Source organism: Bacillus sp. GM2 (genome assembly GCF_056155945.1).
Genome location: NZ_JBRKSZ010000008.1, coordinates 201,693 through 226,682 on the forward strand (window position 1 = coordinate 201,693; position 24,990 = coordinate 226,682).

Sequence of the window (24,990 nt, forward strand, 5' to 3'; positions counted from 1 at the left end):
TTAAGCAGCTTGTTCTGTCCTTTTGAGGCTGATCCTGTTATTTAATATCCATGGCTTTCATTACTCTCATTTCTCTTTCCTGCTTTTTTTTCAAAGCTTCTCTGCCTTTAATCCATTCCCCTAGCAATAAAGCTAGTCCGCCAATAAGAGGAAGATAGAATGATGCGAAAGATTTTCCTTCATGAATGGATAATGCAACGAGAAAAATGATATAAGCTGTTGGCAGTATAGCTCCCCAAAAAGTACGATTCCTGGTAGATAAAAAATATTGAATTCCTAGTATTGTAAATCCGATCAGTAGTATATATATAGTATTCATTTATGAACGCCCCGTTCTTTTTTATATTTCTCAATGATTAACTTTGCATTTTCCAGACTTATCTGATCATCAATAGCTAACTGTTTAATAAAGTTAACAAAAGTCTCATTTTCCAACTCATCAATGAGTTGAATTTTTTGTATTAATCGATCCAATCTAACCCTGACTGTTGGATAAGATACTTGATAACTCTTTGCAATTTCTTTTAACGAACCAGATTTCAGCATAAAGTTTTTAATAAATTCTACGTCCTCTTCTTCTAAAGCTAATATCCACTCGGGTACATCTTTTCTTTCCATAGACAGCCCCTCTTATCAACAAATTTAAAAACAAAATTCAAATTAATGATAATATATTTATAAATAAAATTCAAATAAAATTTAATTTTATTTATTATTCATTTGTATCTTTGCACAAATAAAAAAGGTCCCCAATATGAGGACCTCCATTTAAGTAGCATAAATCTGTTTTTATCGTTTATTAATCTCTTCAAGAAGAAGCTTGTTGACCATCGGCGGGTTCGCTTGTCCTTTTGAGGCTTTCATGATTTGGCCGACAAGGAAGCCGATCGCACGGTCTTTTCCGTTTTTGAAGTCTTCGATCGATTGCGGATTGTTGTCGAGCGCTTCTGTGACAAGCTTTCTGAGCGTCGCTTCGTCAGAGATTTGCACAAGGCCTTTTTCTTTGACGATTTTTTCTGCGTCTCCGCCTTTTTCGATCAATTCTTTGAAGACCTTTTTCGCGATTTTCGATGAAATCGTGCCTTTTTCGATCAGCTTGACCAATCCGGCAAGGCCTTCAGGCGTTAGCGCGACATCCGCAAGCTCTTTTTGCTGGGCGTTCAAGTAAGCCGACACTTCACCCATCAGCCAGTTCGACGCCAGCTTCGCGTCTGCGCCTTTTTCGACGGCCGCTTCGAAGAAGTCGGACATTTCTTTTGTCAAAGTGAGCACTTTCGCGTCATAGGCAGGAAGGCCAAGCTCTTCGATGTAGCGCTTGCGGCGCTCGTCCGGAAGCTCAGGAATGCTGTCTTTCACGCGCTGTTTCCACTCATCGTCAATGTAAAGCTCGACAAGATCAGGCTCAGGGAAGTAGCGGTAGTCGTCAGATCCCTCTTTGACCCTCATCAAAATCGTCGTTTTGGATGCTTCATCATAGCGGCGCGTCTCCTGCTGAATGACACCGCCTGACAAAAGAACTTGCGCCTGGCGTTTTTCTTCGTGCTCAAGGCCTTTTTGAACAAAGGCGAATGAGTTCAGGTTTTTCAGCTCTGTCTTTGTGCCGAACTCCTCTTGTCCGATCGGACGGAGCGAGATGTTGGCGTCGCAGCGGAGCGAGCCCTCTTCCATCTTACAGTCGGAAACGCCTGTATACTGAATGATCGATTTCAGTTTTTCAAGGTAGGCGTAAGCTTCTTCAGGCGTTCTGATATCGGGCTCGGAGACGATTTCAACGAGCGGTGTTCCCTGGCGGTTATAGTCGACAAGGGAGTAGCCGTCGCCTGTATGCGTCAGTTTTCCCGCATCCTCTTCCAAATGAAGGCGGGTGATGCCGATGCGCTTCGTTTTTCCGCCGACTTCGATTTCGATCCAGCCGTTTTCGCCGATCGGTTTATCAAATTGTGAAATTTGATAAGCTTTCGGGTTGTCGGGGTAGAAATAGTTTTTCCGGTCGAATTTCGTTTCTGTCGCAATTTCACAGTTGAGCGCCATCGCGGCTTTCATCGCGAAATTGACGGCTTCTTTGTTCAACACAGGCAGTACACCCGGATAGCCTAAATCGATAACGCTTGTCTGCGTGTTGGCCGCCGCGCCGAATGGCGTTGGAGAACTGGAGAAAATTTTCGATTTTGTTTTGAGCTCCACGTGGACTTCAAGTCCGATTACCGTTTCAAAGTTCATGTTTTTTCACCCCTTACAGTTCAGGTTTTGCTTTATGGTGGTCTGTCGCCTGTTCGAATGCATGAGCGACGCGGTATACTGTGCTTTCGTCAAAGTGTTTGCCGATGATTTGCAGGCCGAGCGGCAAGCCGTTCGCCAATCCGCACGGTACGCTGATTCCCGGTACGCCCGCAAGGTTGACAGGAATCGTCAGAATGTCATTGGCGTACATGGTCAGCGGATCGCTCGTTTTTTCGCCGATTTTAAATGCCGGCGTCGGCGTTGTCGGTCCGATGATGACGTCATAGTTTGCAAATACGTCTTCAAAGTCCTTTTTGATCAGCGTTCTGACTTTTTGCGCTTTTTTATAGTATGCGTCGTAATAGCCTGAGCTGAGCGCGAACGTACCGAGCATGATGCGGCGCTTCACTTCGTTTCCGAATCCTTCGGAACGCGTCTGTTTGTACAGGTCGATCAGGTTGTCGGCATTGTCCGTGCGGTAGCCGTAGCGGATGCCATCGAAGCGCGCCAGGTTTGCCGACGCTTCAGATGAAGAAAGCAGGTAGTAAGTCGCCAGCGCGTATTTGCTGTGCGGAAGCGATACCTCTTCCCATGTCGCGCCAAGGCTTTCAAGCACTTTCAGCGCTTCAAGGACGGAATTTCTCGCTTCTTCTCCCACTCCTTCGCCGAGGTATTCTTTCGGCACGGCAATTTTAAGTCCTTTAATGTCGCCGGTTAACGCTGACAAATAGTCGGGAACGTCCACATTGGCGCTCGTCGAATCCATTTTGTCGACGCCTGAAATCGCCTGCAGAAGGTAAGCGTTGTCTTCGACAGATCTTGTGATCGGGCCGATTTGATCCAATGAAGAAGCAAATGCGACAAGGCCGTATCTGGAAACGCGTCCGTATGTAGGCTTTAAGCCGACGACGCCGCAGAAAGATGCCGGCTGGCGAATCGATCCGCCCGTGTCAGATCCAAGTGAAAACGGCACTTCCCCGGCCGCAACCGCAGCCGCTGAGCCTCCGCTTGATCCGCCCGGAACAGTTTCGAGGTTCCACGGGTTTTTTGTCTTTTTAAAGCCTGAGTTCTCCGTGGAAGAGCCCATCGCGAATTCATCCATGTTCAGCTTTCCGATGGTGACCGCTTCAGCTTCGTGAAGACGCTCAACAACGGTTGCATCATAGATCGGATCAAAGTTTTCGAGAATTTTGCTTGCGCACGTTGTCCGCAGATCCTTTGTTACGATATTGTCCTTAATGCCGATCGGCATCCCGAAAAGAAGGCCGTGCTCATCACGGGTATCAAGCGCTTCGTCCAATTCTTTAGCGTATGCGCGGGCTTTTTCTTCATCAAGCTGCAAAAAGGCTTGTACCTTTCCGTCAACTTCGTGAATCCGTTTGTAAGATTCATCGACTAAATCTGATATGCTGATCTCTTTATTATGTATGAGACGTTTTAATTCAGATATTTTATGGTCAAACAGTGACATGTTCTCTCGCTCCCTCCTTTATTCAGTCCAAGATTGACGGCACGCGGATGTAGCCGTCTTTATGATCAGGCGCGTTTTTGACGACGTCTTCAACCGGAAGTCCTTTATCAGGGACATCTTCCCTCATGATATTCTTCATTTGCAATACGTGCGTTGTTGGTTTAACATTCTCTGTATCGACTTCGTTCAGCTCTTCTGCAAATGAAATAATGCTGTCAAGCTGTTCGGTAAACATCGCCGCTTCCTCGTCCGTAATCGCCAGTCTGGCAAGATGGGCGACATGCTTTACTTCTTCTATAGAAATACGCGACATACTAAAAACACCTCCAAGGTTATTCTCGCTTAGTCATAATACTGATCATATCAAATTTTAGCCTTCTAAATCAACAAAACCGCGATCTTCGCCCCATTTGGCGGCTTTTATTTTATCGCACATGAAAAATTCAGTAAAATAGCACGTACTAATATTCAGAATATTTTTACTTTTTATAATATTTGTAAGCGTTTTCATTACGACGCTTATCAGAACCATCACGCCCTTTTTCAATAAAATCGGATGTTTTTCACGGTTGATTGATGGGGAATAGTTTGATAGGTTAGGTAACTAAGTACGATCTAATCGGCAGCGCCTTAATTCCAATACTTGATTTTTTAAAGAGGGGGCCCTGCAATTTTCTTCGTACCGCAAGTCAGTATTGTCGAAAATTTTAAAGAGGTGATGCCACATTATTTTTAAAGAGGAGAGATATGAAACGTGAGTGTTGAAATATTTATTTCGTTAGGGATTTATTTTGCCGCGATGCTCTTAATCGGCTGGTATTCCTACAGAAAGACATCCAATTTGAACGACTACATGCTCGGCGGCAGAGGTCTTGGGCCTGCTGTTACGGCTTTATCGGCCGGCGCGTCGGACATGAGCGGCTGGATGCTGATGGGACTGCCCGGAGCCATGTATGTGACAGGACTTTCGAGCGCCTGGCTTGCCGTCGGTTTAACAATCGGAGCTTATGTGAACTACTTGGTTGTCGCTCCCCGGCTGCGCACATATACAGAAGTAGCAAACGATGCGATTACAATTCCGGATTTTTTCGAAAATCGGTTTAATGATACGACGAGAATCTTGCGCCTTGCATCAGCCATCGTCATCATGGTGTTTTTCACACTGTACACGTCGGCGGGTATGGTGTCCGGAGGAAGACTGTTTGAAACGGCGTTCGGCCTCGATTATAAAATCGGTCTTTTCTTAACGGCAGCAGTCGTGATTGCTTATACGCTGTTCGGAGGGTTTTTGGCCGTCAGTCTCACTGACTTTGTGCAAGGTTTGATTATGTTTATCGCTTTAGTGCTCGTGCCGATCGTTGCCTTTACTCAATTAGGCGGAATTACGCCGACTTTCAATGTGATCGAAGAAATCAATCCAAGCTTGCTCGATTTCTTCAAAGGAACGACCGTCATTAGCATTATTTCATTTCTCGCCTGGGGACTGGGCTATTTCGGTCAGCCGCATATTATCGTCCGCTTTATGGCGATTTCATCCGTAAAAGAGCTGAAGCCTGCGCGCCGCATCGCAATGGGCTGGATGATCATCTCCGTAATCGGCGCACTGCTTGTCGGACTGATCGGTGTGGCGTATGTCCATGAGACGGGTACAGCGCTTAAAGATCCGGAAACGATTTTTATCGTGTTCTCAAAGGTATTATTCCATCCGCTGATTACCGGATTTTTGCTTTCCGCTTTGCTCGCGGCGATTATGAGTACGGTGTCTTCCCAGCTGCTTGTCACATCAAGCGCCATGACGGAAGACTTTTACCGGACTTTTTTCCGCCGCGATGCTTCGGATAAAGAGCTCGTTCTTGTCGGACGTCTGAGCGTTCTGCTTGTCGCCGTCATCGCGATCCTTCTGTCTCTGACACCGAACAACACGATCCTTGATTTGGTCGGCTATGCGTGGGCCGGGTTTGGTTCCGCATTCGGACCCGCCATCCTTCTCAGCTTGTACTGGAAGCGGATGAACCAGTGGGGCGCATTGGCCGGTATGATCACAGGAGCCGTGACCGTGCTGATTTGCATTCTGACCGGTCTGCAGGAGAAGACGGGAATCTATGAAATGATCCCTGGTTTCTTCCTGAGCTTGATTGTCGTTTACGCTGTCAGCATGATCACGAACAAGCCGGCAAAAGAAGCAAGAGATATGTTTGAAGAAATGGAACAGACGCATGAGGAAGAACATTCTTAAATGATCAGGCAATGAAAGCCGCCGGGTGACATCCGGCGGCTTTTTTGCTCAGACTGAATTCTTTTGATGCCACGCCGGCAATATAATGGTAAGAGTATAGGGCTTCTTGCAGATGAATGGTTCCTGGACACACCCTTCAAAAACAGTTGTCGATCCATAGCGTCTGTGAGAAAATCATATCAATCATATAAGATATTGTCGGAAAGGAGATCATGGGCATGGATTGGCATATTGAAACAGAAACGCTGTTGAAGCTAGGCATCGCAACATTAATCGGAATGGTCATCGGTCTCGAAAGGGAGCTGAAAAACAAGCCGCTCGGCTTAAAAACGTGCATTGTGATTGCGATCAGTTCCTGTGTTCTGACAATGATCAGCATTGATGCGGCATACCATTTTCCAAGGTCGAACAGAATCATGATGGACCCTTTGCGGCTTCCCGCACAAATCATATCAGGGATCGGCTTCATCGGAGCGGGCGTGATTTTACGCAAAAGCAACGACGTCATTTCCGGCCTGACCACTTCAGCGATGATCTGGGGAGCAGCCGGCCTCGGCGTCGCCATCGGAGCGGGCTTTTATAAAGAAGCATTTGTCAGTCTCATTTTCATTTTAATCAGCGTCGAGTTTTTGCCGTGGATCGTCGGCAAAATCGGTCCGAACCGCTTGCAGGAAAAAGAAATCCGCGTCCGCATGTCCCTGAATGACAAGGATAAACTGACGGATATCATCAAAGAAATGAAAGCGAAAAAAATCCGGATTCATTCCGTCCGGATCGATGATATGCGCGATAATGAATTTCCGATCATGGAAACGAAAATCATGGTTCATAAGAAACGGTATGTCACCGATGTCTATTACGATATCAAAGCGATCGACGGCGTCGTCGGCGTAAAATGCGACACGCTTTAAAAAAAGAAGCAGCCCTTTGGCTGCTTCTTTTTATGAATCATAAATATGGACGGTCGGTTCCTTGTCTCCCGGCTTTTTCAGGATAACGGCTTCCTGCCCGGCTGACGAAGTAATGTTGATCTCAACGTTCAGTCCGCTTTTGCCGTAGTAATCCATCACTTCACCGGTCAAGAACTGGGTAAAGGCGATGACTTCGCTTTTGCCGTAAAACTGCATCGGGATGTTGATTTTCATGTCCTGCATTTGGTCGTCTTTATAGAGAGCCGTGCCGACAACCCCTGTGTAGTTTGGAAAATACGTGTCGACTTTGTTTTTAAAGCGTTTGAAGAGCTCCGCGTCATCCGGATGTTTCTCCGAACCTTCTGTTGAAGGGAAGAACGTGTACTCTTCATTGATTTTATCCCAGCCGCCGAGCTCGCTTGTCCCTGCTTTCACCTCGGTTTTGGCGATAAAGTTTCCAGGGACGATCGATGACTTAGGCGCCTGCTTGTAGAGCATGATGGTCAGCGGAATGTTTTTCAAATCATCCATGTTTCTGATCCGTTTCGCCACTTCCTCGGCGATTTTTTCGCCTTCCTGCCTCAGCTTTTTGTCGCTGATGGTCACTTCTTTTTGCGGGTCGCCGACATTTTCGCGGTAGTAGTAGACAGAGTTCAGCGCAAGGCCGATCACGACGCCGCCGAGCTCAATCGTATCCTTGTCTTTGCGGACGAGGTAGTCGTGCTCAAGCATATGGGCGAGGTATACCGGGCTTTCTTCGTTTTGCTTCTCTGTTGATCCGCTTCCGGAAAGGGCGGGGTTCAGTCCGAGGTTTTTGAAGTTTTTATCGTCTTTCTCGGCTTTTTTCAGGTCTTCCCCCGTTTTTTTGCGGGCGAGCCAGCTCGTAACTGTATCCTCATCCAAGTATTGTCCTTCTTGAAAAAGGTAATCGTCAGTAGAAAATGAATCTTGCGCAAGGCGCATCATGCCTGTCTCAAATTCATCGATATCCAGCCGCGTATTCAGACGTTCGGTCGTCAAGCCTCGGGCCTTCCCCGCCTTGAAAGGAAGAACCATTTTATAATAAGAATCGGAGATGTTATATTTCGGAATGATGGCTTTTTCTTTCGACTTATCCGTTTTCTGCACCATCTCCTGCTCTTCTTCTCCCCCAAAATTCGGCGCACAGGCTGAGAGCATGAGCATACCCGCAGCAGCCGCCAAACATAATATCTTTTTCAATAGAAAACACTCCTCTTATTTCTTTAGCTCACTGATCAGTCTTGCTTCATCCCATACTTCGATGTTCAGCTCTTCAGCTTTCGCCAGTTTGCTGCCTGCCGCTTCGCCGGCAATGACGAGATCGGTTTTTTTGCTTACACTGCCTGTGATTTTTCCGCCGAGCGCTTCGATTTCCGCTTTCGCGTCGTTCCGCGACAATTCGTTGAGCTTCCCGGTCAGGACGATCGTTTTCCCCGCAAAATACGAGTCGCTCGCTTCAGCGGCCGCTTTTTTCGGGCCTTTATAAACTGTGTTCACCCCGAGTTCTTCGAGCTCGTCCAACAGCTTCAGAATCTCTTCTTTTTCAAAATAAGTGACGAGGGCGTCCGCCATTTTCTCGCCGATTTCATCGACTTCGACCAATTCTTCTTTTGTCGCTTTTTTGAGCCTGTCGAGCGTTTCAAAATGCAGCGCCAGTGTCTTGGCCGCTTTGGCGCCGATGAAGCGGATGCCGAGTCCGAAAAGAAGCCGTTCCAATGAATTCTCCTTCGATTTTTCAATCGACTTCAATAAATTGTCGGTCGATTTTTCCCCCATCCGCTCGAGATTGATCAGCTGCTCGCGCGTCAGCTTATACAGATCGGCGACATTGTGGACGAGGTCTTCACGGAACAGCTGGGTGATGACGCGCTCGCCAAGACCGTCTATATTCATCGCGTTCCGGGAAACGAAATGGATCAGGCCTTCCCTGATCTGAGCCGGGCACTCCGGATTGATGCAGCGAAGCGCGACTTCTCCTTCAATTCTGACAAGCTCGCTTCCGCATTCCGGGCATTCCTTTGGCATGTTGAATTCTTTTTCTTCGCCCGTCCGTTGTTCGACGAGGACGTTGACGACCTCAGGAATGATATCTCCCGCTTTTTTAATGACGACTTTGTCCAGCAGTCTGATATCCTTCTCTTTAATCAAATCTTCGTTGTGGAGAGAGGCTCTTTGGACGGTCGTTCCCGCCACTTTTACAGGTTCGAGAATCGCAGTCGGGGTTACTGCGCCCGTCCGGCCGACGCTTAATTCAATGTCCAAAAGCGTTGTGACCACCTCTTCGGCAGGAAACTTGTAGGCGATCGCCCAGCGCGGGCTTTTTGCCGTAAAGCCGAGCTCTTCCTGCTGATCAAGGGAGTTGACTTTAATGACGATCCCGTCGATTTCATACGGGAGGTCGGCGCGTTTTGTCTTGAGCTCTTCGACGATCTCAATGACTTCTTCGATCGTGCTGCATTTTTTTCTTTCATGATTGGTTTTAAAGCCGAGTTCGTCGAGGAAATCGAGTCCCTGGCTTTGCGTTTCAACGCCCATTTCGTCAAGCTCCGCTATACTGTAGACGAAGATGTCGAGATTTCGTTTCGCGGCGATTTTCGGATCGAGCTGCCTTAATGAGCCGGCAGCGGCGTTCCGCGGGTTGGCGAACGGCTCTTCATCACGTTCGAGCCGCGCTTTGTTCAGCAGTTCAAAGGAGCGCTTCGGCATAAATGCCTCGCCGCGCACTTCAATTGAAAGATCGCGCTTCATTCGGAGGGGAATGTTTCTGATGGTTTTCAAATTTTCCGTAATATCCTCGCCCGTCGTACCGTCGCCTCTCGTCGCACCTCTGACAAATACGCCGTTTTCATAGCGCAGTGAAACAGCAAGACCGTCTATTTTAAATTCGACGTTGTACTCAACATCTCCGACCGCCTGGCGTACGCGGCGGTCAAAGTCGCGCAGATCTTCTTCATTAAACGCGTTGCCGAGGCTCAGCATCGGCGTTTTATGCTGCACTTTTTGAAAGGCGTCCAAAACGGCTCCGCCGACGCGCTGAGAAGGAGAGTCCGGCGTTTTCAGGTCGGGGTGCTCTTCTTCAAGAGCAATGAGCTCCTTCATCAGCTTGTCATATTCGGAATCAGGCACGCTTGGGTCGTCAAGGGTGTGATATTCGTAGTTGTATTTGTTAATCAATGCATGCAGTTGTTCCACACGGCGTTTAGCTGCTTCTTTTTCCATTGGTTTCGTCCTTTCATTTCAGGTCTTTTGCCATTTATTGCTTTTCAATAGGCGCAAAGGCCGCGAGAAGACGCTTCACTCCGGTCGGGCTCGGGAAGGCGATGTCAAGCTCAGTCGATTCGCCGGATCCTTTGACGCTGACAACAGTTCCGACGCCCCACTTTTTATGGGAGGCTTTGTCGCCGACTGCCCAATTGACACCGTCGCCGCCGGTTTTGCTGTACGATGCAGCCGGCCGGGTAACCGGGCCTCTCCGCTCCGGCTTTCTTCCAAACGGCGTTTTCAGATCTTTTTTCTTCTCGTTTAGATTGTCCAATAATTCTTCCGGTATTTCCGCAATGAACCTTGATTCCGGGTTCATATTCGTTCTCCCGAACAATGTCCGCATCCGCGCGTTAGTTAAATAAAGTTCTTCCTCAGCCCTCGTGATGCCGACATATGCGAGCCTCCGCTCTTCTTCCATCTCCGCTTCCTCCATCAGAGAGCGGCTGTGCGGGAATACCCCTTCTTCAAGCCCCATTAGGAACACAACCGGGAATTCGAGTCCTTTTGCGGCATGAAGCGTCATTAAGATGACCGCGTCTTGACTTCCGGTCTCTTCTTCCTTCTGATCAAGCTGATCGATATCGGCGATAAGCGCCAAATCCGTCAAAAAGGCGACGAGCGATTTATCTTCGCTTTGCTGTTCAAAGTTTTTCGTTACGGAGAGAAACTCGTCGATATTTTCAAGACGGCTCTGCGCTTCCAAGGATTTTTCCGCTTTCAGCATTTCGCGGTATTCGGTTTTTTCAAGGATTTCTTCCGTAAGCTCTGTGACGGATAAGTATTCCTGCATATTCGTCAGGTTTTCGATCGTCTGTCTGAACTCGTCAAGCGCGTTCGCCGCTCTTGCGCTGAGGCCGATAAAGTCAACCTGTCCGAGCGCTTCAAATAAAGACATTCCGTTCATATCGGCATAAGCCGCGATTTTATCGACTGAAGTCGCACCGACGCCGCGCTTCGGCACGTTTACGATCCGCGCAAAGCTGATATCGTCGTCAGGGTTTGCGACGAGGCGCAAATACGCAAGGATATCCTTGATCTCTTTTCTGTCATAGAACTTCGTGCCGCCGACGATGTTGTAGTTGATGTTCGCTTTCATCAGCGTTTCCTCAATGACCCGCGATTGAGCGTTCGTCCGGTACAAAATCGCAATATCAGAGAAGGATCGTTTTCCCGAGCCGACAAGCTCCCTGATTTTGCCCGCGACAAATTGGCCTTCGCCAAATTCGTTGTCGCCTCTGAAGTAGGAGATTTTCGCTCCTTCGTCATTTTCGGTCCAGAGGTTTTTCGGCTTTCTGTTGGAGTTGTTCTGAATCACTTCATTGGCCGCGTTCAATATCCGCTTTGTCGACCTGTAGTTTTGTTCGAGCAGAATGACGCTTGCATTCGGATAGTCTTTTTCAAACGACAGAATGTTGGCAATGTCCGCTCCGCGCCATCTGTAGATCGACTGGTCGGAGTCCCCGACGACGCAGATGTTTTCGAAGCGCTGCGCCATTTTTTTGACGAGCAAATACTGCGCCCTGTTCGTATCCTGATACTCATCGACATGAATGTATTGGAATTTCCGCTGGTAGTATTCTAGCACTTCCGGCACCCGGTCAAACAGGATGATCGTCGTCATGATCAGATCGTCAAAATCGAGTGACTGGTTTTTCCGAAGTTTTTTCTGATAATCTTTGTAGACATCGCTGACGACTTGTTCAAAAAAACCGCCGGCGGTTTTCTCGTACTCTTCCGGGTCGATCAATTCGTTTTTCGCACTGCTGATCGATCCGAGTATGCTTCTGGGGTCGAATTTTTTCGGATCGATGTTTCTTTCCTTCAAGATTCCTTTAATGACGGAAAGCTGATCTGACGTATCAAGAATCGAGAAATTCCGGTTGATGCCGATTCTGTCGATGTCTCTCCGCAAAATTCTCACACACATGCTGTGGAACGTCGAAATCCAGATGTCGTCCGCTCCCGGTCCGAGAATTTTTTCCACACGTTCTTTCATTTCTCTGGCCGCTTTGTTCGTAAATGTAATCGCCAAAATGTTCCACGGGGCAACGCGCTTCTCCGCCATTAAATACGCAATGCGGTGCGTCAATACCCGCGTCTTTCCGCTTCCTGCTCCGGCCATGATCAAAAGCGGGCCGTCCGTCGTTTTGACCGCTTCCTGCTGCATCTTGTTTAATCCGCTTAATAATTGGTCGCTAATGTAATTCAATTCCGTTCACCGCCTATTCAAACATATGTTCTATTATAAACCAATCCGGTTCGTTGTGCTCATCCTTTTACGGCCTGTACCGTTTTTAGCGCTTCTTCGAAGTTCTCATAAATCGCATTTCCGACGACGATCACATCGGCGTGTTCAGCCATTTTAACCGCCGTCTCCGCATCTTTGATTCCGCCGCCGTAAAACAGCGTCGTTTCCTGAAGCACCGCTTTTGTTTCCTTAACGGTTTCCGAATCACCCAGCATACCGCTGTATTCAAGATAAAAGACCGGAAGGCGGAAAAGATGTTCAGCCACGCGGGCGTATGCTTTAATATCCTCAATGTCCTGCTCGGTATCTGCGTTTGTCAAAGCGGCTGCCTTGCAGTCCTGATTCAAAATACAGTATCCTTCAACAACAATCTCATCAGGCGACATCAGTTCACCGTATTCTTTCATCGCCTTTTTATGTAAGCCGGCAATCCAGTCGGTATCCCTGCTGTTGAGCACAGTCGGAATAAAATAGAGGTCAAACCCCGGGACGATCGCGTCAATCGTCGACACTTCCAGGACGCACGGCACTAAAAAGCGGCGCACCTTTGACATCAGCCGAAGGACGTCATCTTCTGTGACATGGTCGCTTCCGCCGATCAAAACCGCGTCTGTTCCGGATTCGCACAGCTGTTCAAGCTGATCATCCGTAATATCTTTATTCGGATCGAGTTTAAAGACATGCTTCCACTCGGTAATATCGTACATGAAAAAAGCTCCTCCATTCGTTCTTACCATTTAAATATTATAACAAATTCAGCCCCATTCGAAAAACGGATAACGAATCACGATAAACGGGCAGAAGGCACAAAAAAACCGCCGGTGCTCAGTGCCCTGAGCCAGGCGGTTTCATGACATCATGAAGATGATTCAGATTGATTTGCTTTGACGCGGTCCAGCGTCATGATGTAAGCGTCATTTCCGTAGTTCAGGCAGCGCTTCACCCTGGAAATGGTCGCGGTGCTCGCTCCGGTTTCCGTCTCAATTTTGTGATACGTGTTGCCGTCGCGCAGCATTCTGGCTACTTCGAGCCGCTGAGCCAATGATTGAATTTCATTTATTGTGCATAAATCATCGAAAAAACGATAGCATTCTTCGAGATCTTTTAGTGATAGTATGGATTGAAAAAGCTGGTCCAGCTCTCTCCCGCGCAATTTATCGATCTGCATCTTTACACACCTTCTCCTTTGCTAATAGAAACCTTGCTGAGATCGGGAACGATATTGATCCACGTTTTTCCCGGCACGAACGGAACGGTCTTGCCGTCCGTCTTCGGTATGATCCGGCCGTTTTCGTTCTTCCAGCTGATCCGATGGACTTCCCCGTTTTGCAGAAGGAGTCCTTTTCCGCCTGAACGAAGGTCAATATCCCTTCTCCCGTACGCATCTTTCATATGATGTTCGGCTTCCGCTATTAGAATGTTTTGAAGAACAACCGGTTCTTCTGTTTCAAGGTCTGTTGTCAAAACACCGTCTGACTTTCTCACATAGCCTTCAACCTTTTTATCATAACCATATTCGACACGGTTTGTAACGGATTTTGTTCCGTAATCTAACCGTATAGAATAAAGCGCATCCGAAGGTTTGTCAGGGCTTGCTTTAAAAGTGAGCGGTTCTGTGCGGGTTTCGATGGCATATCCTTTGTTATCTGCTGCTTGCTTTACGTTTTTATATGACGTGTACGAATTATGCGGCGCTTCCCGAAAATCGGCCCTCCAAAACAGGCTGCCGTCGTAATCCATTCCATTGATATGATCGGCGTCGCCGTTCAACAGGCGGCTTTTTGCACCCGGACTCCAGCCGTGATGCACCAAAAGGCTGTCAAAACCGAGAGCCAAATCAATGAAATACTCCCGGGCGCTGCGGACTGGGCCAACCGCTTCAGGCATGTCGCTTTGATAGATCGCCAACAATCGTGTGATCGGTCCTTCACTGAGAGCTTCAATGACAATGTCAGCCTTGCTTAATCCCGACTGCGGCCGTGCTTTTGAATGATTGTTCACCACAACGGCAATGGGCCGCTGCCGAATATCTCCGTCCGCCTTCAATCCTGTCAGCGGATTAATGTTCTTTTCCTTTTCCTGCTGTTCCTGCGACTGGCACGATGCAAGCAGTAAAAGAGAAGCAAAACATAGCAGTACTCTTACATATCGATTCACCATAGATTAGCTCCCGCTCTTTTATATTTTAACGCATTATCGATGGAAAGAGTACAGTTTTTTTCATCACATCAAAGATCCCTTTCGGCGTCACCCTGATATAAGGCAGATGAGTGCTTTGCAAAAAGAGCAGGGTGTAGATCGGGTCGTCAAACGTATAGCCTCTTTCAAACAGAAGCTCTTTTAACGTCTTTTCCCTTTCAAGCACCTTTTCATACGTCTCATTTGATGCGCCGCCGCTTAAATGGAGAGGAATTTCGTGAAGAATTTTTCCGTTTTCCGCTAATACGATACCTCCCCCGATTTCTTTCATCCGCTTAAAGGCCAAAAGCATGTCTTCCTTGTTTTTGCCGACCACGATCATATCTCCCGTTGTCGAATAGGAGCTGACGAACCCTTGGACGCGGGTTGCAAAGCCTTTCAGCATCGTATTGACACGCCATTTTCCATATTTGTCGAACAGCGAGAGATAGCTTTCATCATGGTCAAAAGAAAGCTGGTTGACAGAGTTGTCAATTTCAATCGTATAAGGCTCCATAATGACGGAATTCCTCATTTTTAAGCCGAGCGGCATGGAAAACTGCAAGTCATCCATCGTTAGATCATATGAAAGGTTCAGAGGGACAAGACCCCCTTTTTGCCAATCCGGAACTGAAAACGCATTCATATTTGCGCCGCCTGATTTGATCAGCCGCCCTTTTGCCAAAACTGTCTCCGGATTCGGTTCAGCAGGGCTCTTCAAAATGTTGAGCGTCGCGTATCTGCCCGGTGCCACCACGCCGAGGATGTCCTCCATATGGTAATACTTAGCGATATTAAACGAAGCCATATTATAGGCGTCGATCAGCGGCACGCCCTCTTCGATGGCAATTTCAATCAGCTTGTTTGTCATGCCTTCTTTATAAAAGTTCGGCGTTGCACCGTCCGTTGTATAAAACATATGGTCATAATGGTGAAAGCCGCCTTCGTGCAGCTCGCGCAAAATCTTTCGCAAATCAGGGCGGATGGAAGACTGCCTCAAGCCGACGTGGTATCCAAGTTCAAGCCGCTTCAGCACTTCCTTTCCAGTCATGGCTTCATGATCTGCGTCAGCGCCGAAAAGCTTCATCTTCGTCAGCGTTTTTTCCGATGCACCCGGAAAATGGCCCTCGATCCGCTTTCTCCTTCTTTTCGTGCACTGCATGCAATGAAGGAGCAGATCATCGCCGTCCAAGAGGCGCGGCCAGCCTGTCATTTCTCCTCCCTGGATGACGTCCGGGTGTTCTCCCCAACGTTTTCGGTAATCGATCGATAAAATTTGATCTTCATTCAACACTTCAGTCTGCAAGTCATACCTTGACCACCAATAGTAGTGGACAGGCTGTTTTTTCAGTTCTTCCAATATAGAAAACGCTTTCTTTTTTCCGCAATGCAAAAGCAGAAACAAGTTGTCATTTACGAATGTCGTCGTTCCAAACTGTGACACATATTCAGCCAAAGTTTGGGGATTATAAATTTGAAAAGGATGGACATGCGGCTCAATATACCCGGGTACAATGTATTTTCCTTCACAATCTATTGTAGTTTTAACAGCCGTCTTCGGCAAGTCACGGCCGACGTAAACGATTCTGTCATGATGAATCCATACGTTTGCCAGAATCCATTGCTTTACATACGGGTTCAGTACAGATGCATTTCGTAAAAGGAGCGTTGGCTGCAGCCTTGAACTTACAACATCAACTTGCGATCTGATGTGTTTGTTTTTCCAAATTAAGGTGCGTTCGGACATTCACATACTCTCCTTTACATGTAATGATCCTATGTTAACACATTTACTATCGTCACGCATTACCAATCCGTTACAATTTTTCGAAAAAACACTTTATTTAATTATTTAAATAGGAGGAATGAAGCATGAAGCAAAACATCGGACTGTTTGACGCCGTTTTTCGCATTGCCTGCGGACTGACGATCCTGTCGGCGGCAGCGGCAAAATTTACGAGAAAACCGTGGTGCAGAATGACTCTGTTCTGCATGTTTATGGGGGCGATGAAGGCCGCTTCCGGCATCTTGCGATTTTGTCCCATGACGTATGTTTGCCAAACTTATATGAAGCAGCAGGGAGAGGCTGGCGAACAATCGTAAAAAGCACCTTTTAGGTGCTTTCAGCTTGTCGACAAAGTCACAAAAAAGTGGCTTGATCGACAAGCTTTTTTTGTTAAAATGTGTGTGGAATCTAATTTTTGGAGGTTTTACCATGTTGACCAAACACTCTAAAGATCAGCGTGAACAGCTTGAAGTCGTTGCCTTAAGTGAGCTTGTACCTGAAGACCATTTGGTCAGGAAGATGGAAGAAGCCATTGATTTTTCATTTATTTATCAAAAAGTTGCCCCTCTTTATTCTTCAAAAGGGCGTCCAAGTATTGATCCTGTTGTACTGATTAAAATGGTGCTCATTCAATACGTGTTTGGTCATCGCTCCATGCGCGAAACCATTAAGCGAATCGAAACTGATGTAGCCTATCGCTGGTTTATTGGATATGGATTCTCTGAAAAAATCCCTCACTTTTCAACCTTCAGTAAAAACTATGAACGTCGCTTTCATGACACAGACCTATTTGAAACAATCTTCTATAGGATTTTACGTCAGGCCATGGATCTCGGCCTCGTCGATCCTTCGGTTGCCTTCATCGACAGCACACATGTCAAAGCGAATGCCAATAAGAAAAAGTTTGTGAAAAAGATCGTAAGAAAAGAAACAAGAGCTTATCAGGAACAGTTAGATCAAGAAATTAATGCCGATCGCGAAGCCAACGGCAAAAAGCCCTTAAAGCCCAGGCAATGCTCAGAAGAACGAGAAATAAAAGAAAGTACAACAGATCCTGAGAGCGGCTATTTTGTAAAGGGTGAACGGGAACGCCTTTTTGCTTATGGTTTTCATACAGCTTGTGACCGGAACGGATTTGTGCTGGGGACGGTTGTTGAGCCTGCCAATATTCATGACAGCCAAGTGTTCACGACCCTGTTTCAACAAGTGAAAGAGCGCGTCGCCAAGCCTCATACGGTCGCAGTTGATGCCGGATACAAAACACCGGTTATCGCAAAATTTCTTCATGAAGAAAACGTTCGCCCTGTTATGCCTTACACGCGTCCGCAAACCAAAAAAGGATTCATGAGAAAACACGAGTATGTTTACGATGAATTTTATGATGTCTATATCTGCCCGCAAGACCATATTCTCTCCTATCGCACAACCAATCGGCAAGGTTATCGAGAGTATGCTTCAGATCCAAATCGATGTAAACAATGTCCATTACTACATACGTGTACAGAAAGTAGAGATCATCGAAAGATGATTCACAGACATATCTGGCAGGATCATTTAGACGAAGCTGATCATCTTCGGCATACGGAAGAGAATAAACAAATCTATGCCAAACGTAAAGAGACGATCGAACGAGTTTTTGCCGATTTAAAACATAAGCATGGCTTGCGCTGGACAACCTTACGGGGAAAGAAAAAATTGTCCATGCAGGCGATGCTTGTTTTCGCTGCCATGAATCTGAAAAAGCTGGCGAATTGGACCTGGAAAGGTCCTAACCGCCAGCCTTCTGATCGAAATAATAGAATAAAATGGACAAAAACAGGTCGGATTTTTAAAATCCGACCTGTTTTGTCAACGGTCTGAAAGCACCTTTTAGGTGCTTTTTATATTGAATGTTTTTGCAAATGCTCTCTTATACAGCCTTCACATAAAATCAAACCATTGCTTTCCAAAAACCTTTTGACATGGGCGAATCCTGATAGTCCGACGGGCTTGTCCACGTAATAAAACGTCTCGTCTTTTGATATTTGTTTTTTGCACCTTTTGCAGGTTACATGACTCATATGCTATCTCCTTTCCTATCACTGTCTAAATAAAATCGGTTGTACGATTTTTCTATTGATAACAAAAAAGCACCTTTTCGGGTGCTCCTTTAATTAGTTAGGCGCTGTTTCCCCTGCTGACTTCACCCGCAGATGGAATTGTTTCAAGCCGTACATGCTGCTGTCGGCCATCGGCGCGATCGCAAGCTTTTCCATCGAGGAATACTGCTTCAGAAGCGCCTCAAGGGCTATCGCCGCTTCCAGCCTCGCGAGCGGAGCGCCTAAGCAGAAATGGATGCCGTGGCCAAATCCGATATGCGGGTTCGGATGGCGGTGAATATCAAATTCGTGCGCCCTCTCAAATTTCGCTTCATCACGGTTGGCAGAAGCAAGGAAAGCGACGACACCTTCTCCTTTTTTCAAACTCACTCCTCTGATCTCGGTATCCTGTTTAACGAAGCGCACGATCATCGGCGCGGGCGCCCGGAAACGGACAGCTTCCTCGACAGCCTGCGGAATCAGTTCAGGATGCCTGGCAAGCTCGTCATACGCACCCGGTGTTTCGAGAATGCTGTAGACCGCATTTGAAATCAAATTCGTCGTCGTTTCATTCCCCGCCATCAAGAGCAGGTTGCAAAACGGAACCAATTCATCAGGGGAAAGCTTGTCCCCTTCTTGTTCAGCTTTGATCAAGAGCGAAATCAAGTCATTGCCGAGGTTTTGTCTTTTCTCTTCGATCATCTTTTCAAAAAACGCGGTCAGCTCTTCTTCGCCTTGATCTCTGATGTTTTTCCACTTGTTCACATCTTTTTGCCGATCGCTCTTCGGCAGGCTGACCAACACGTCGGACCATTCTTTGAAATGATGCTTGTACATTGAAGGAACGCCGAGCAATTCCGAAATGACGATGACGGGCAACGGATATGAAAAATCCTGTACAAGGTCGATCTCTTCCTTGCCGCGGATTTGAGCGAGCAGTTCATTCGTCAGTTCGCGAATGCGCGGCTCCCACTCTTTCATGACACGCGGAGTAAAAGCCTTGTTGACGATCGATCTGATTCTCGTGTGTTTCGGCGGATCCATGCTGATCAACGTTTTCGTAAACGTATTGCTAGCTCCAAGCTGATGGAATTGATTTGAAAAAAAGTCTTTGTCACTGATCACTCTTTTGACATCGTCATAGCGGAACACGCTCCACACTTTGCTGTCTTCATCATAGTGAATCGGTGATTCGGTACGCATTTTTTCATACCATGGAAACGGATCGTATGGATCTTGTTTGTTCTTTCCGTTAAGCAGCGCTTTCTGAATGGGGTTCTGCTGTTTTGTTTGACTCATTCGCTTCACTCCTTCGGTTCTTGTCAGCTGATTCATGAAGTTCAATATGTTAGTTTAAAATTAAAAGATTCCACCGGATCATTCAACCAACAAGTGGAAGAGAAGTGTCGAAAAAGTGTTTGAGGAGGCGGCTGAAGTGGCTGACAGCTACCGCGGGGACAAGCGGATCACAAAATCGAAAACAAATTTAAAAAAAGCCTTGTTTGAACTGCTTGCTGAAAAAGAATGGGGAAAAATCTCTGTACAGGATATTACGCAACGGGCAAACTTGAATCGAACGACATTTTATCAGCATTATCAAGATAAATACGATTTGCTTCATCAAAATATGGGAGACATGTTTGAAGCGATGAAAGAGGATATTTTTTCGCCGCTTGATTTAGATTGCAGCGGGGAAAAGCCTGAAGCGTACTGGTATGTGCTGCGCTTTTATCAGCATTTACAACAGAACTGCGATGATTTTGCGATTATCATAAACAGAAGATATGAGCTGAACATTAAGGAGCTGCTCAATGATTTTTGGAATGACAGCTTTTTGACGGGAATCAAAAAAACGGCAGCTGCTGATACTAACCGTTCAGTGCCACTTGATATCCAGCGGCGATTTGTGATTTCCGCCTTTGCGGGCACAGCCGCATGGTGGCTTGAAAACGACATGCCTTATCCGCCCGAATTGATGGCTGAATCGTTGATCAAGATGATCCAAAAAAATTGACGGCAAAAAAAGAGACAAAACGGGTGCTCCCGCTCTGTCTCTTCACCGGTTATTTCTGCGCTGCCTTGAGCGCACGCGCGCCGATATCCGTCCGGTAAAACAGCCCCGGTTTTCTTACTCGTTCCACCGCTTGATAGGCTGCTTCCCTGGCCGCTTCAAACGTCTCGGCAAACGCCGTGACATTGGCGACGCGGCCGCCGTTCGTCACAAACTGATCACCGCTTTTTTTCGTGCCTGCGTGAAAGACGACGGTCTGTTCCATATCAGGCTCAAGCATGCCGATCGGCGCGCCTTTTTCATAGCTTTCCGGATAGCCGTCAGATGCAAGAACAACGGTGACTGCCGCCGTATCCTTCCACTTCAGTTCCACTTCTTTGTCCGCGAGGAGGTCAAGCAAGACCTGTACAAGGTCTGATTCAAGACGCGGCAGGACGACTTGGGTTTCCGGATCTCCGAATCTCGCGTTGAATTCGATCACTTTTGTTCCTTTTTCGGTCAGCATGAGGCCGGCATACAAGACTCCCGTAAACGAACGGCCTTCTTTAATCATCGCTTCGGCCGCCGGCTCCAAAATCGTTTTAACGGCGTCTTCGACGACCGCATCCGAAATCTGCGGCACCGGGGAATATGCGCCCATTCCCCCTGTATTCGGGCCTTTGTCTCCGTCAAACGCCCGCTTGTGATCTTGCGCGATCACAAGCGGATACACTTTTTCCCCTTTGACAAAAGCCATCAGCGAAAATTCTTCACCGCTCAAAAATTCCTCGATTACGACAGAGGCGCTTGCATCGCCGAACTTTTCATCTTCTAAAAAGTCATGCAGACACTGAACTGCATCTTCCTCTGTCATCGCGACTGTGACGCCTTTTCCGGCGGCAAGCCCGTCGGCTTTGATGACGATCGGAGCGCCTTTTTCCTCAACATACGCCTTTGCGTTTTCAAAAGATGTAAACGTTTCGTACTCTGCTGTCGGAATCTGATATTTTTTCATCAGATCTTTGGCAAACTGCTTGCTTCCTTCAATCACCGCTGCTTTTTTCGACGGACCGAACACCGGAAGACCCGCTTCTTCAAATGCATCAACAAGCCCTTCGATTAAAGGGACCTCGGGACCGACAATCGTCAGTCCGATATTGTTTTCCTTTGCGAAAGCGAGAAGCCCTTCGTGATTGCCTTCATCTAGATCAACGAGTACGGCGGTTCCGGCCATTCCGTCATTGCCGGGCGCCGCATATACAGTGCCGACAAGGGGGCTTTGCGCCGCTTTCCAGGCGAGCGTGTGCTCCCTGCCGCCTCTGCCGATAATCAATACGTTCACGCTGGTCACTCCCTTAATGTTTGAAATGGCGGATTCCGGTGAACACCATCGCGATCCCGTATTCATCCGCTTTTTGAATCGAATCTTCATCACGAACCGATCCGCCCGGCTGAATGATCGCCGTCACACCGGCTTTAGCCGCTTCTTCGACCGTATCAGGCATCGGGAAGAAGGCATCTGATCCGAGCGCGCTTCCTTTCGCTTTCCCGCCGGCTTGCTCAATTGCGATTTTCGCGGAGCCGACGCGGTTCATTTGCCCGGCGCCGACGCCGATCGTCATATCGTCTTTTGCCAGGACAATCGCATTCGATTTGACATGCTTCACGACTTTCCAAGCGAGCTTCAGGTCAGCCCATTCTTGTTCGGTCGGCTCCCTTTTCGTCGGAATTGTGATGTCGGCGTCGTCAAAGCCGTGCATATCCAGATCCTGAATCAAGAGCCCGCCTTGAACAGATGTCAGCTGCTTTTCGTTTTTCACAGGCTGATTGACATCAAGGGTCAAGAGGCGAAGGTTTTTCTTGGATGTTAAAATATCAAGCGCTTCTTGGCTGAATGCTGGCGCGATAATGATTTCCAAAAAGATGTTGTGAAGCGTTTCAGCCGTCGCTTTATCCACTTCGCGGTTCAAGGCGATGATGCCGCCGAAAATCGACGTTTCGTCAGCGGCGTATGCTTTGTTAAACGCCTCTTCGATCGTGTTGCCCGTCCCGACGCCGCAAGGGTTCATATGCTTGACAGCAACCGCAGCCGGCTCGGTGAACTCGCGGACGATTTGAAGTGCTGCATCCGCGTCTTTGATGTTGTTGTAGGAGAGCTCTTTTCCGTGCAGCTGTTCAGCTGAAGCGATTGACCCTTTGACAGGGAGCGCACTTTGATAAAAGACTGCTTCCTGATGCGGATTTTCGCCGTAGCGAAGCGATTGCTTTTTCTCAAAAGTGACGGTGAACTGTTCAGGCTCTTTTTCACCGGTTACGTTTGTTAAATAGTCAGCGATCAACGCGTCATATGCTGCCGTGTGGCGGAACACCTTCGCTGCCAGCTCGCGTTTTTTCTCAAGAGAGACGCTGCCGTTTTCTTTCAAGTCGTTCAGTACAGGGCTGTAGTCGCGGGGATCGACGATGACCGCCACGTCCTGGTGGTTTTTCGCTGCTGCGCGAAGCATGCCTGGACCGCCGATGTCGATATTCTCAATCGCTTCTTCGAATGTGACGTCTTCTTTAGAAACCGTTTCTTTAAACGGATATAAATTAACAACGACAAGGTCGATCGGCTGGATTCCCTGTTCATTGAGCTGCGCCATGTGTTTTTCGTTGCCGCGGACGGCAAGAAGCCCGCCGTGAATATTCGGATGAAGGGTTTTCAGACGGCCGTCCATGATTTCGGGAAAGCCTGTCACTTCAGAAATGCCGATAACGTCAACGCCGTTTTCCTGAAGAAGTTTGCTTGTGCCGCCCGTTGAAATCACTTCAACACCAAGTTCTGTCAATTCTTTTACAAAAGGGACAATGTTCGTTTTATCAGATACGCTGATTAATGCGCGTTTGATCGTCATTCCTTTTCACCTCTGCCATTTAGTTCAAGAAGATCTTTGATTACTTCGGGATAAAGCTCATGCTCCAATTTGTGGATCTTTTCTTCAAGAGACGCGAGTGTTTCGCTTTTTTCAAGCTCAACGGCGCGCTGGGCGATAATCGGACCGGTGTCCATGCCTTCGTCTACATAGTGAACTGTGATGCCCGCGACTTTCACGCCTGCTCTGTACGCTTGTCCGATCGCGTCGATGCCGGGGAACGCCGGCAGGAGCGACGGATGGATGTTGATGATTTTATTTCGGTAAGCCGAAAGAAGCGTATCGCCGATCAGTCTCATATACCCCGCCAGGACAATCCATTCCGCTCCGTGGAGGCGGAGCTGTTCAACGATCACCTGTTCAAAAGCCGCTTTATTTTCGAACGATTTCGGCTGGAATGCGAACGACGGGATTCCGGCTTTTTCCACTCTTTCAAGCACTTTCGCATCGGGCTTGTCACAGACGACAAGGACGATTTCGGCATCCCAGTTCTCTTCTCTCATTCTTCTTGCGATCGCTTCAAAATTCGTTCCGCTTCCTGATGCAAATACCGCGAGTTTTCTCATGAAAGGCCGGCACCGCCAAACTCAACGCCGCTTCCGGCTTTCACTCTGCCGATGAGATAAGCTTTTTCACCGTTGTTTTCGAGCGTTTGAATCACGTCTGTCATATCCTCTTCTTTCACCGCAAGGACAAACCCGATTCCCATATTGAAAACATTGAACATTTCCTCGGACTTCAGGCCGCCTTTCTCCTGAATGAACGAAAAGACAGGAGGGACGGGCCAGGAGCCGATGTCGATTTCAACACCGAGGCCATCAGGCATCATGCGCGGCAGGTTTTCGATAAAACCGCCGCCGGTCACGTGCGCCATGCCGGCGATTTTGCCTGATTTCACCGCTTCAAGGACAGGCTTGACATAAATTTTCGTCGGCACTAAAAGCTCTTCGCCAAGAGGCCGTTCAAAAGGTGTATACGTCTCATCAAGGTTCAGACCGGCATCTTCAAGAAGAACTTTTCGAACGAGAGAGAAGCCGTTGCTGTGAAGTCCGCTTGAAGAAAGTCCGATTAAAAGGTGCCCTTCGCCGATGTTTTCGCCCGTGACGATGCCATCTTTTTCAGCAGCTCCGACTGAAAACCCGGCAATATCGTATTCATCCTCTGTATAAAGACCCGGCATTTCCGCCGTTTCTCCGCCGACAAGCGCTGATCCTGACTGTACACAGCCTTCTGCAACGCCTTTTACAATCTCTTCAATTTTGACGGGATCGGCTTTTCCGACCGCAAGGTAATCGAGAAAGAACAGCGGCTCCGCTCCTTGAGCGAGCACATCGTTGACACACATAGCGACGGCATCGATGCCGATCGTGTCATGCTTGTCCATCGCAAAAGCGAGCTTCAGCTTTGTGCCGACACCGTCCGTTCCCGAAATCAGAACCGGCTGTTTGTACGGCAGTTCTGACAGGTCAAACATGCCGCCAAATCCGCCAAGACCGCCCATTGCGCCGATTCGCTTCGTTCTTTCCACATGTTTTTTCATTCGTTTTACGGCTTCATATCCGGCTTCAATATCAACCCCGGCGTTTTTATAGCTTTCAGACAACACAATCACTCCTTATTCCGCGCTTGTCCATTCGTGATATTCAAAATCAAAAGAGCAGCCGCATTGCCTCTG

23 protein-coding genes are annotated in these 24,990 nt (G+C 47.7%); 5 read left to right on the forward strand and 18 right to left on the reverse strand.

Annotated elements, in window-relative coordinates; genetic code table 11:
* Positions 1-37: 37 nt before the first annotated feature.
* From ACVC9U_RS15800 to gatC, 5 genes are all read right to left on the reverse strand, one after another.
* On the reverse strand, positions 38-319 hold the full coding sequence (locus tag ACVC9U_RS15800; RefSeq protein WP_075755326.1) for a hypothetical protein: 282 nt from the start codon (positions 317-319) through the stop codon (positions 38-40).
* Positions 316-618, reverse strand: a complete 303-nt coding sequence (locus ACVC9U_RS15805) for a DUF2089 family protein (RefSeq protein WP_003179601.1) — start codon at positions 616-618, stop codon at positions 316-318. Before ACVC9U_RS15805 ends, ACVC9U_RS15800 begins: the two co-directional genes overlap by 4 nt.
* A 171-nt stretch (positions 619-789) precedes the next feature.
* Complete coding sequence (gene gatB, locus ACVC9U_RS15810) at positions 790-2,220, reverse strand: Asp-tRNA(Asn)/Glu-tRNA(Gln) amidotransferase subunit GatB (protein WP_145653761.1); 1,431 nt, start codon at positions 2,218-2,220, stop codon at positions 790-792.
* A gap of 13 nt (positions 2,221-2,233) precedes the next feature.
* Positions 2,234-3,691 carry an Asp-tRNA(Asn)/Glu-tRNA(Gln) amidotransferase subunit GatA gene (gatA, locus tag ACVC9U_RS15815; RefSeq protein ID WP_023855604.1) on the reverse strand — a complete coding sequence of 486 codons (1,458 nt, stop codon included), beginning with the start codon at positions 3,689-3,691 and terminating at the stop codon, positions 2,234-2,236.
* A 22-nt stretch (positions 3,692-3,713) separates the two neighbouring features.
* Entirely contained in the window at positions 3,714-4,004 is a 291-nt protein-coding gene (gatC, locus tag ACVC9U_RS15820; RefSeq protein ID WP_003179590.1) for an Asp-tRNA(Asn)/Glu-tRNA(Gln) amidotransferase subunit GatC, read from the reverse strand.
* Between the two features lie 441 nt (positions 4,005-4,445).
* Between gatC and putP the strand changes: the two genes are divergently transcribed.
* Together putP and ACVC9U_RS15830 are read left to right on the forward strand one after the other, a co-directional pair.
* The gene (putP, locus tag ACVC9U_RS15825; protein ID WP_075755322.1) at positions 4,446-5,927 is read left to right on the forward strand and encodes a sodium/proline symporter PutP; all 1,482 of its coding nucleotides are present in this window, start codon (positions 4,446-4,448) and stop codon (positions 5,925-5,927) included.
* A gap of 218 nt (positions 5,928-6,145) precedes the next feature.
* On the forward strand, positions 6,146-6,838 hold the full coding sequence (locus tag ACVC9U_RS15830) for an MgtC/SapB family protein (protein WP_075755320.1): 693 nt from the start codon (positions 6,146-6,148) through the stop codon (positions 6,836-6,838).
* 30 nt (positions 6,839-6,868) lie between these two features.
* Here the strand turns inward: ACVC9U_RS15830 and ACVC9U_RS15835 are convergent, their stop codons facing one another.
* The 7 genes from ACVC9U_RS15835 to ACVC9U_RS15865 all read right to left on the reverse strand — a co-directional run bounded on the left by ACVC9U_RS15835 (position 6,869) and on the right by ACVC9U_RS15865 (position 16,296).
* Positions 6,869-8,059, reverse strand: coding sequence for a CamS family sex pheromone protein (locus ACVC9U_RS15835; RefSeq protein WP_075755318.1), 1,191 nt, complete (start codon positions 8,057-8,059; stop codon positions 6,869-6,871).
* A 15-nt stretch (positions 8,060-8,074) separates the two neighbouring features.
* Positions 8,075-10,078: an NAD-dependent DNA ligase LigA gene (gene ligA, locus ACVC9U_RS15840; RefSeq protein WP_075755316.1), complete on the reverse strand. Its 2,004-nt coding sequence runs from the start codon at positions 10,076-10,078 to the stop codon at positions 8,075-8,077.
* Positions 10,079-10,112: 34 nt separating this feature from the next.
* On the reverse strand, positions 10,113-12,332 hold the full coding sequence (gene pcrA / locus ACVC9U_RS15845; RefSeq protein WP_145653749.1) for a DNA helicase PcrA: 2,220 nt from the start codon (positions 12,330-12,332) through the stop codon (positions 10,113-10,115).
* A 59-nt stretch (positions 12,333-12,391) separates the two neighbouring features.
* A complete protein-coding gene (gene pcrB / locus ACVC9U_RS15850; RefSeq protein ID WP_075755312.1) occupies positions 12,392-13,078 on the reverse strand; it encodes a heptaprenylglyceryl phosphate synthase in 687 nt (228 codons plus the stop codon).
* Between the two features lie 149 nt (positions 13,079-13,227).
* Positions 13,228-13,539, reverse strand: coding sequence for a YerC/YecD family TrpR-related protein (locus ACVC9U_RS15855; RefSeq protein ID WP_075755310.1), 312 nt, complete (start codon positions 13,537-13,539; stop codon positions 13,228-13,230).
* 2 nt (positions 13,540-13,541) lie between these two features.
* Entirely contained in the window at positions 13,542-14,528 is a 987-nt protein-coding gene (locus ACVC9U_RS15860; protein WP_441391286.1) for a DUF3048 domain-containing protein, read from the reverse strand.
* Positions 14,529-14,556: 28 nt separating this feature from the next.
* Positions 14,557-16,296, reverse strand: coding sequence for an adenine deaminase C-terminal domain-containing protein (locus ACVC9U_RS15865; protein ID WP_441391287.1), 1,740 nt, complete (start codon positions 16,294-16,296; stop codon positions 14,557-14,559).
* Between the two features lie 125 nt (positions 16,297-16,421).
* On the opposite strand from ACVC9U_RS15865, the gene ACVC9U_RS15870 reads away from it, so the two are divergent.
* Together ACVC9U_RS15870 and ACVC9U_RS15875 are read left to right on the forward strand one after the other, a co-directional pair.
* Positions 16,422-16,652 (forward strand): YgaP family membrane protein, encoded by a 231-nt coding sequence (locus ACVC9U_RS15870; protein WP_020450448.1) that lies wholly within the window; start codon positions 16,422-16,424, stop codon positions 16,650-16,652.
* 112 nt (positions 16,653-16,764) lie between these two features.
* Entirely contained in the window at positions 16,765-18,195 is a 1,431-nt protein-coding gene (locus ACVC9U_RS15875; RefSeq protein WP_016886315.1) for an IS1182 family transposase, read from the forward strand.
* A 20-nt stretch (positions 18,196-18,215) separates the two neighbouring features.
* On the opposite strand, the gene ACVC9U_RS15880 is transcribed toward ACVC9U_RS15875, so the two are convergent.
* Together ACVC9U_RS15880 and ACVC9U_RS15885 are read right to left on the reverse strand one after the other, a co-directional pair.
* A complete protein-coding gene (locus tag ACVC9U_RS15880; protein ID WP_075755304.1) occupies positions 18,216-18,395 on the reverse strand; it encodes a hypothetical protein in 180 nt (59 codons plus the stop codon).
* A 93-nt stretch (positions 18,396-18,488) separates the two neighbouring features.
* Entirely contained in the window at positions 18,489-19,712 is a 1,224-nt protein-coding gene (locus ACVC9U_RS15885) for a cytochrome P450 (protein ID WP_075755302.1), read from the reverse strand.
* Positions 19,713-19,848: 136 nt separating this feature from the next.
* On the opposite strand from ACVC9U_RS15885, the gene ACVC9U_RS15890 reads away from it, so the two are divergent.
* Positions 19,849-20,427: a TetR/AcrR family transcriptional regulator gene (locus ACVC9U_RS15890; RefSeq protein WP_075755300.1), complete on the forward strand. Its 579-nt coding sequence runs from the start codon at positions 19,849-19,851 to the stop codon at positions 20,425-20,427.
* A gap of 49 nt (positions 20,428-20,476) precedes the next feature.
* Here ACVC9U_RS15890 and purD read toward each other — a convergent pair whose 3' ends face one another.
* The 4 genes from purD to purM are packed head-to-tail and all read right to left on the reverse strand — an operon-like array spanning position 20,477 to position 24,918.
* Positions 20,477-21,745, reverse strand: a complete 1,269-nt coding sequence (gene purD, locus ACVC9U_RS15895; RefSeq protein WP_075755298.1) for a phosphoribosylamine--glycine ligase — start codon at positions 21,743-21,745, stop codon at positions 20,477-20,479.
* Between the two features lie 13 nt (positions 21,746-21,758).
* A complete protein-coding gene (gene purH, locus ACVC9U_RS15900; RefSeq protein WP_075755296.1) occupies positions 21,759-23,297 on the reverse strand; it encodes a bifunctional phosphoribosylaminoimidazolecarboxamide formyltransferase/IMP cyclohydrolase in 1,539 nt (512 codons plus the stop codon).
* A complete protein-coding gene (gene purN / locus ACVC9U_RS15905; RefSeq protein WP_441391288.1) occupies positions 23,294-23,881 on the reverse strand; it encodes a phosphoribosylglycinamide formyltransferase in 588 nt (195 codons plus the stop codon). The genes purH and purN overlap by 4 nt, the downstream gene beginning before the upstream one ends.
* On the reverse strand, positions 23,878-24,918 hold the full coding sequence (gene purM, locus ACVC9U_RS15910) for a phosphoribosylformylglycinamidine cyclo-ligase (RefSeq protein ID WP_075755294.1): 1,041 nt from the start codon (positions 24,916-24,918) through the stop codon (positions 23,878-23,880). The genes purN and purM overlap by 4 nt, the downstream gene beginning before the upstream one ends.
* Between the last annotated feature and the right edge of the window lie 72 nt (positions 24,919-24,990).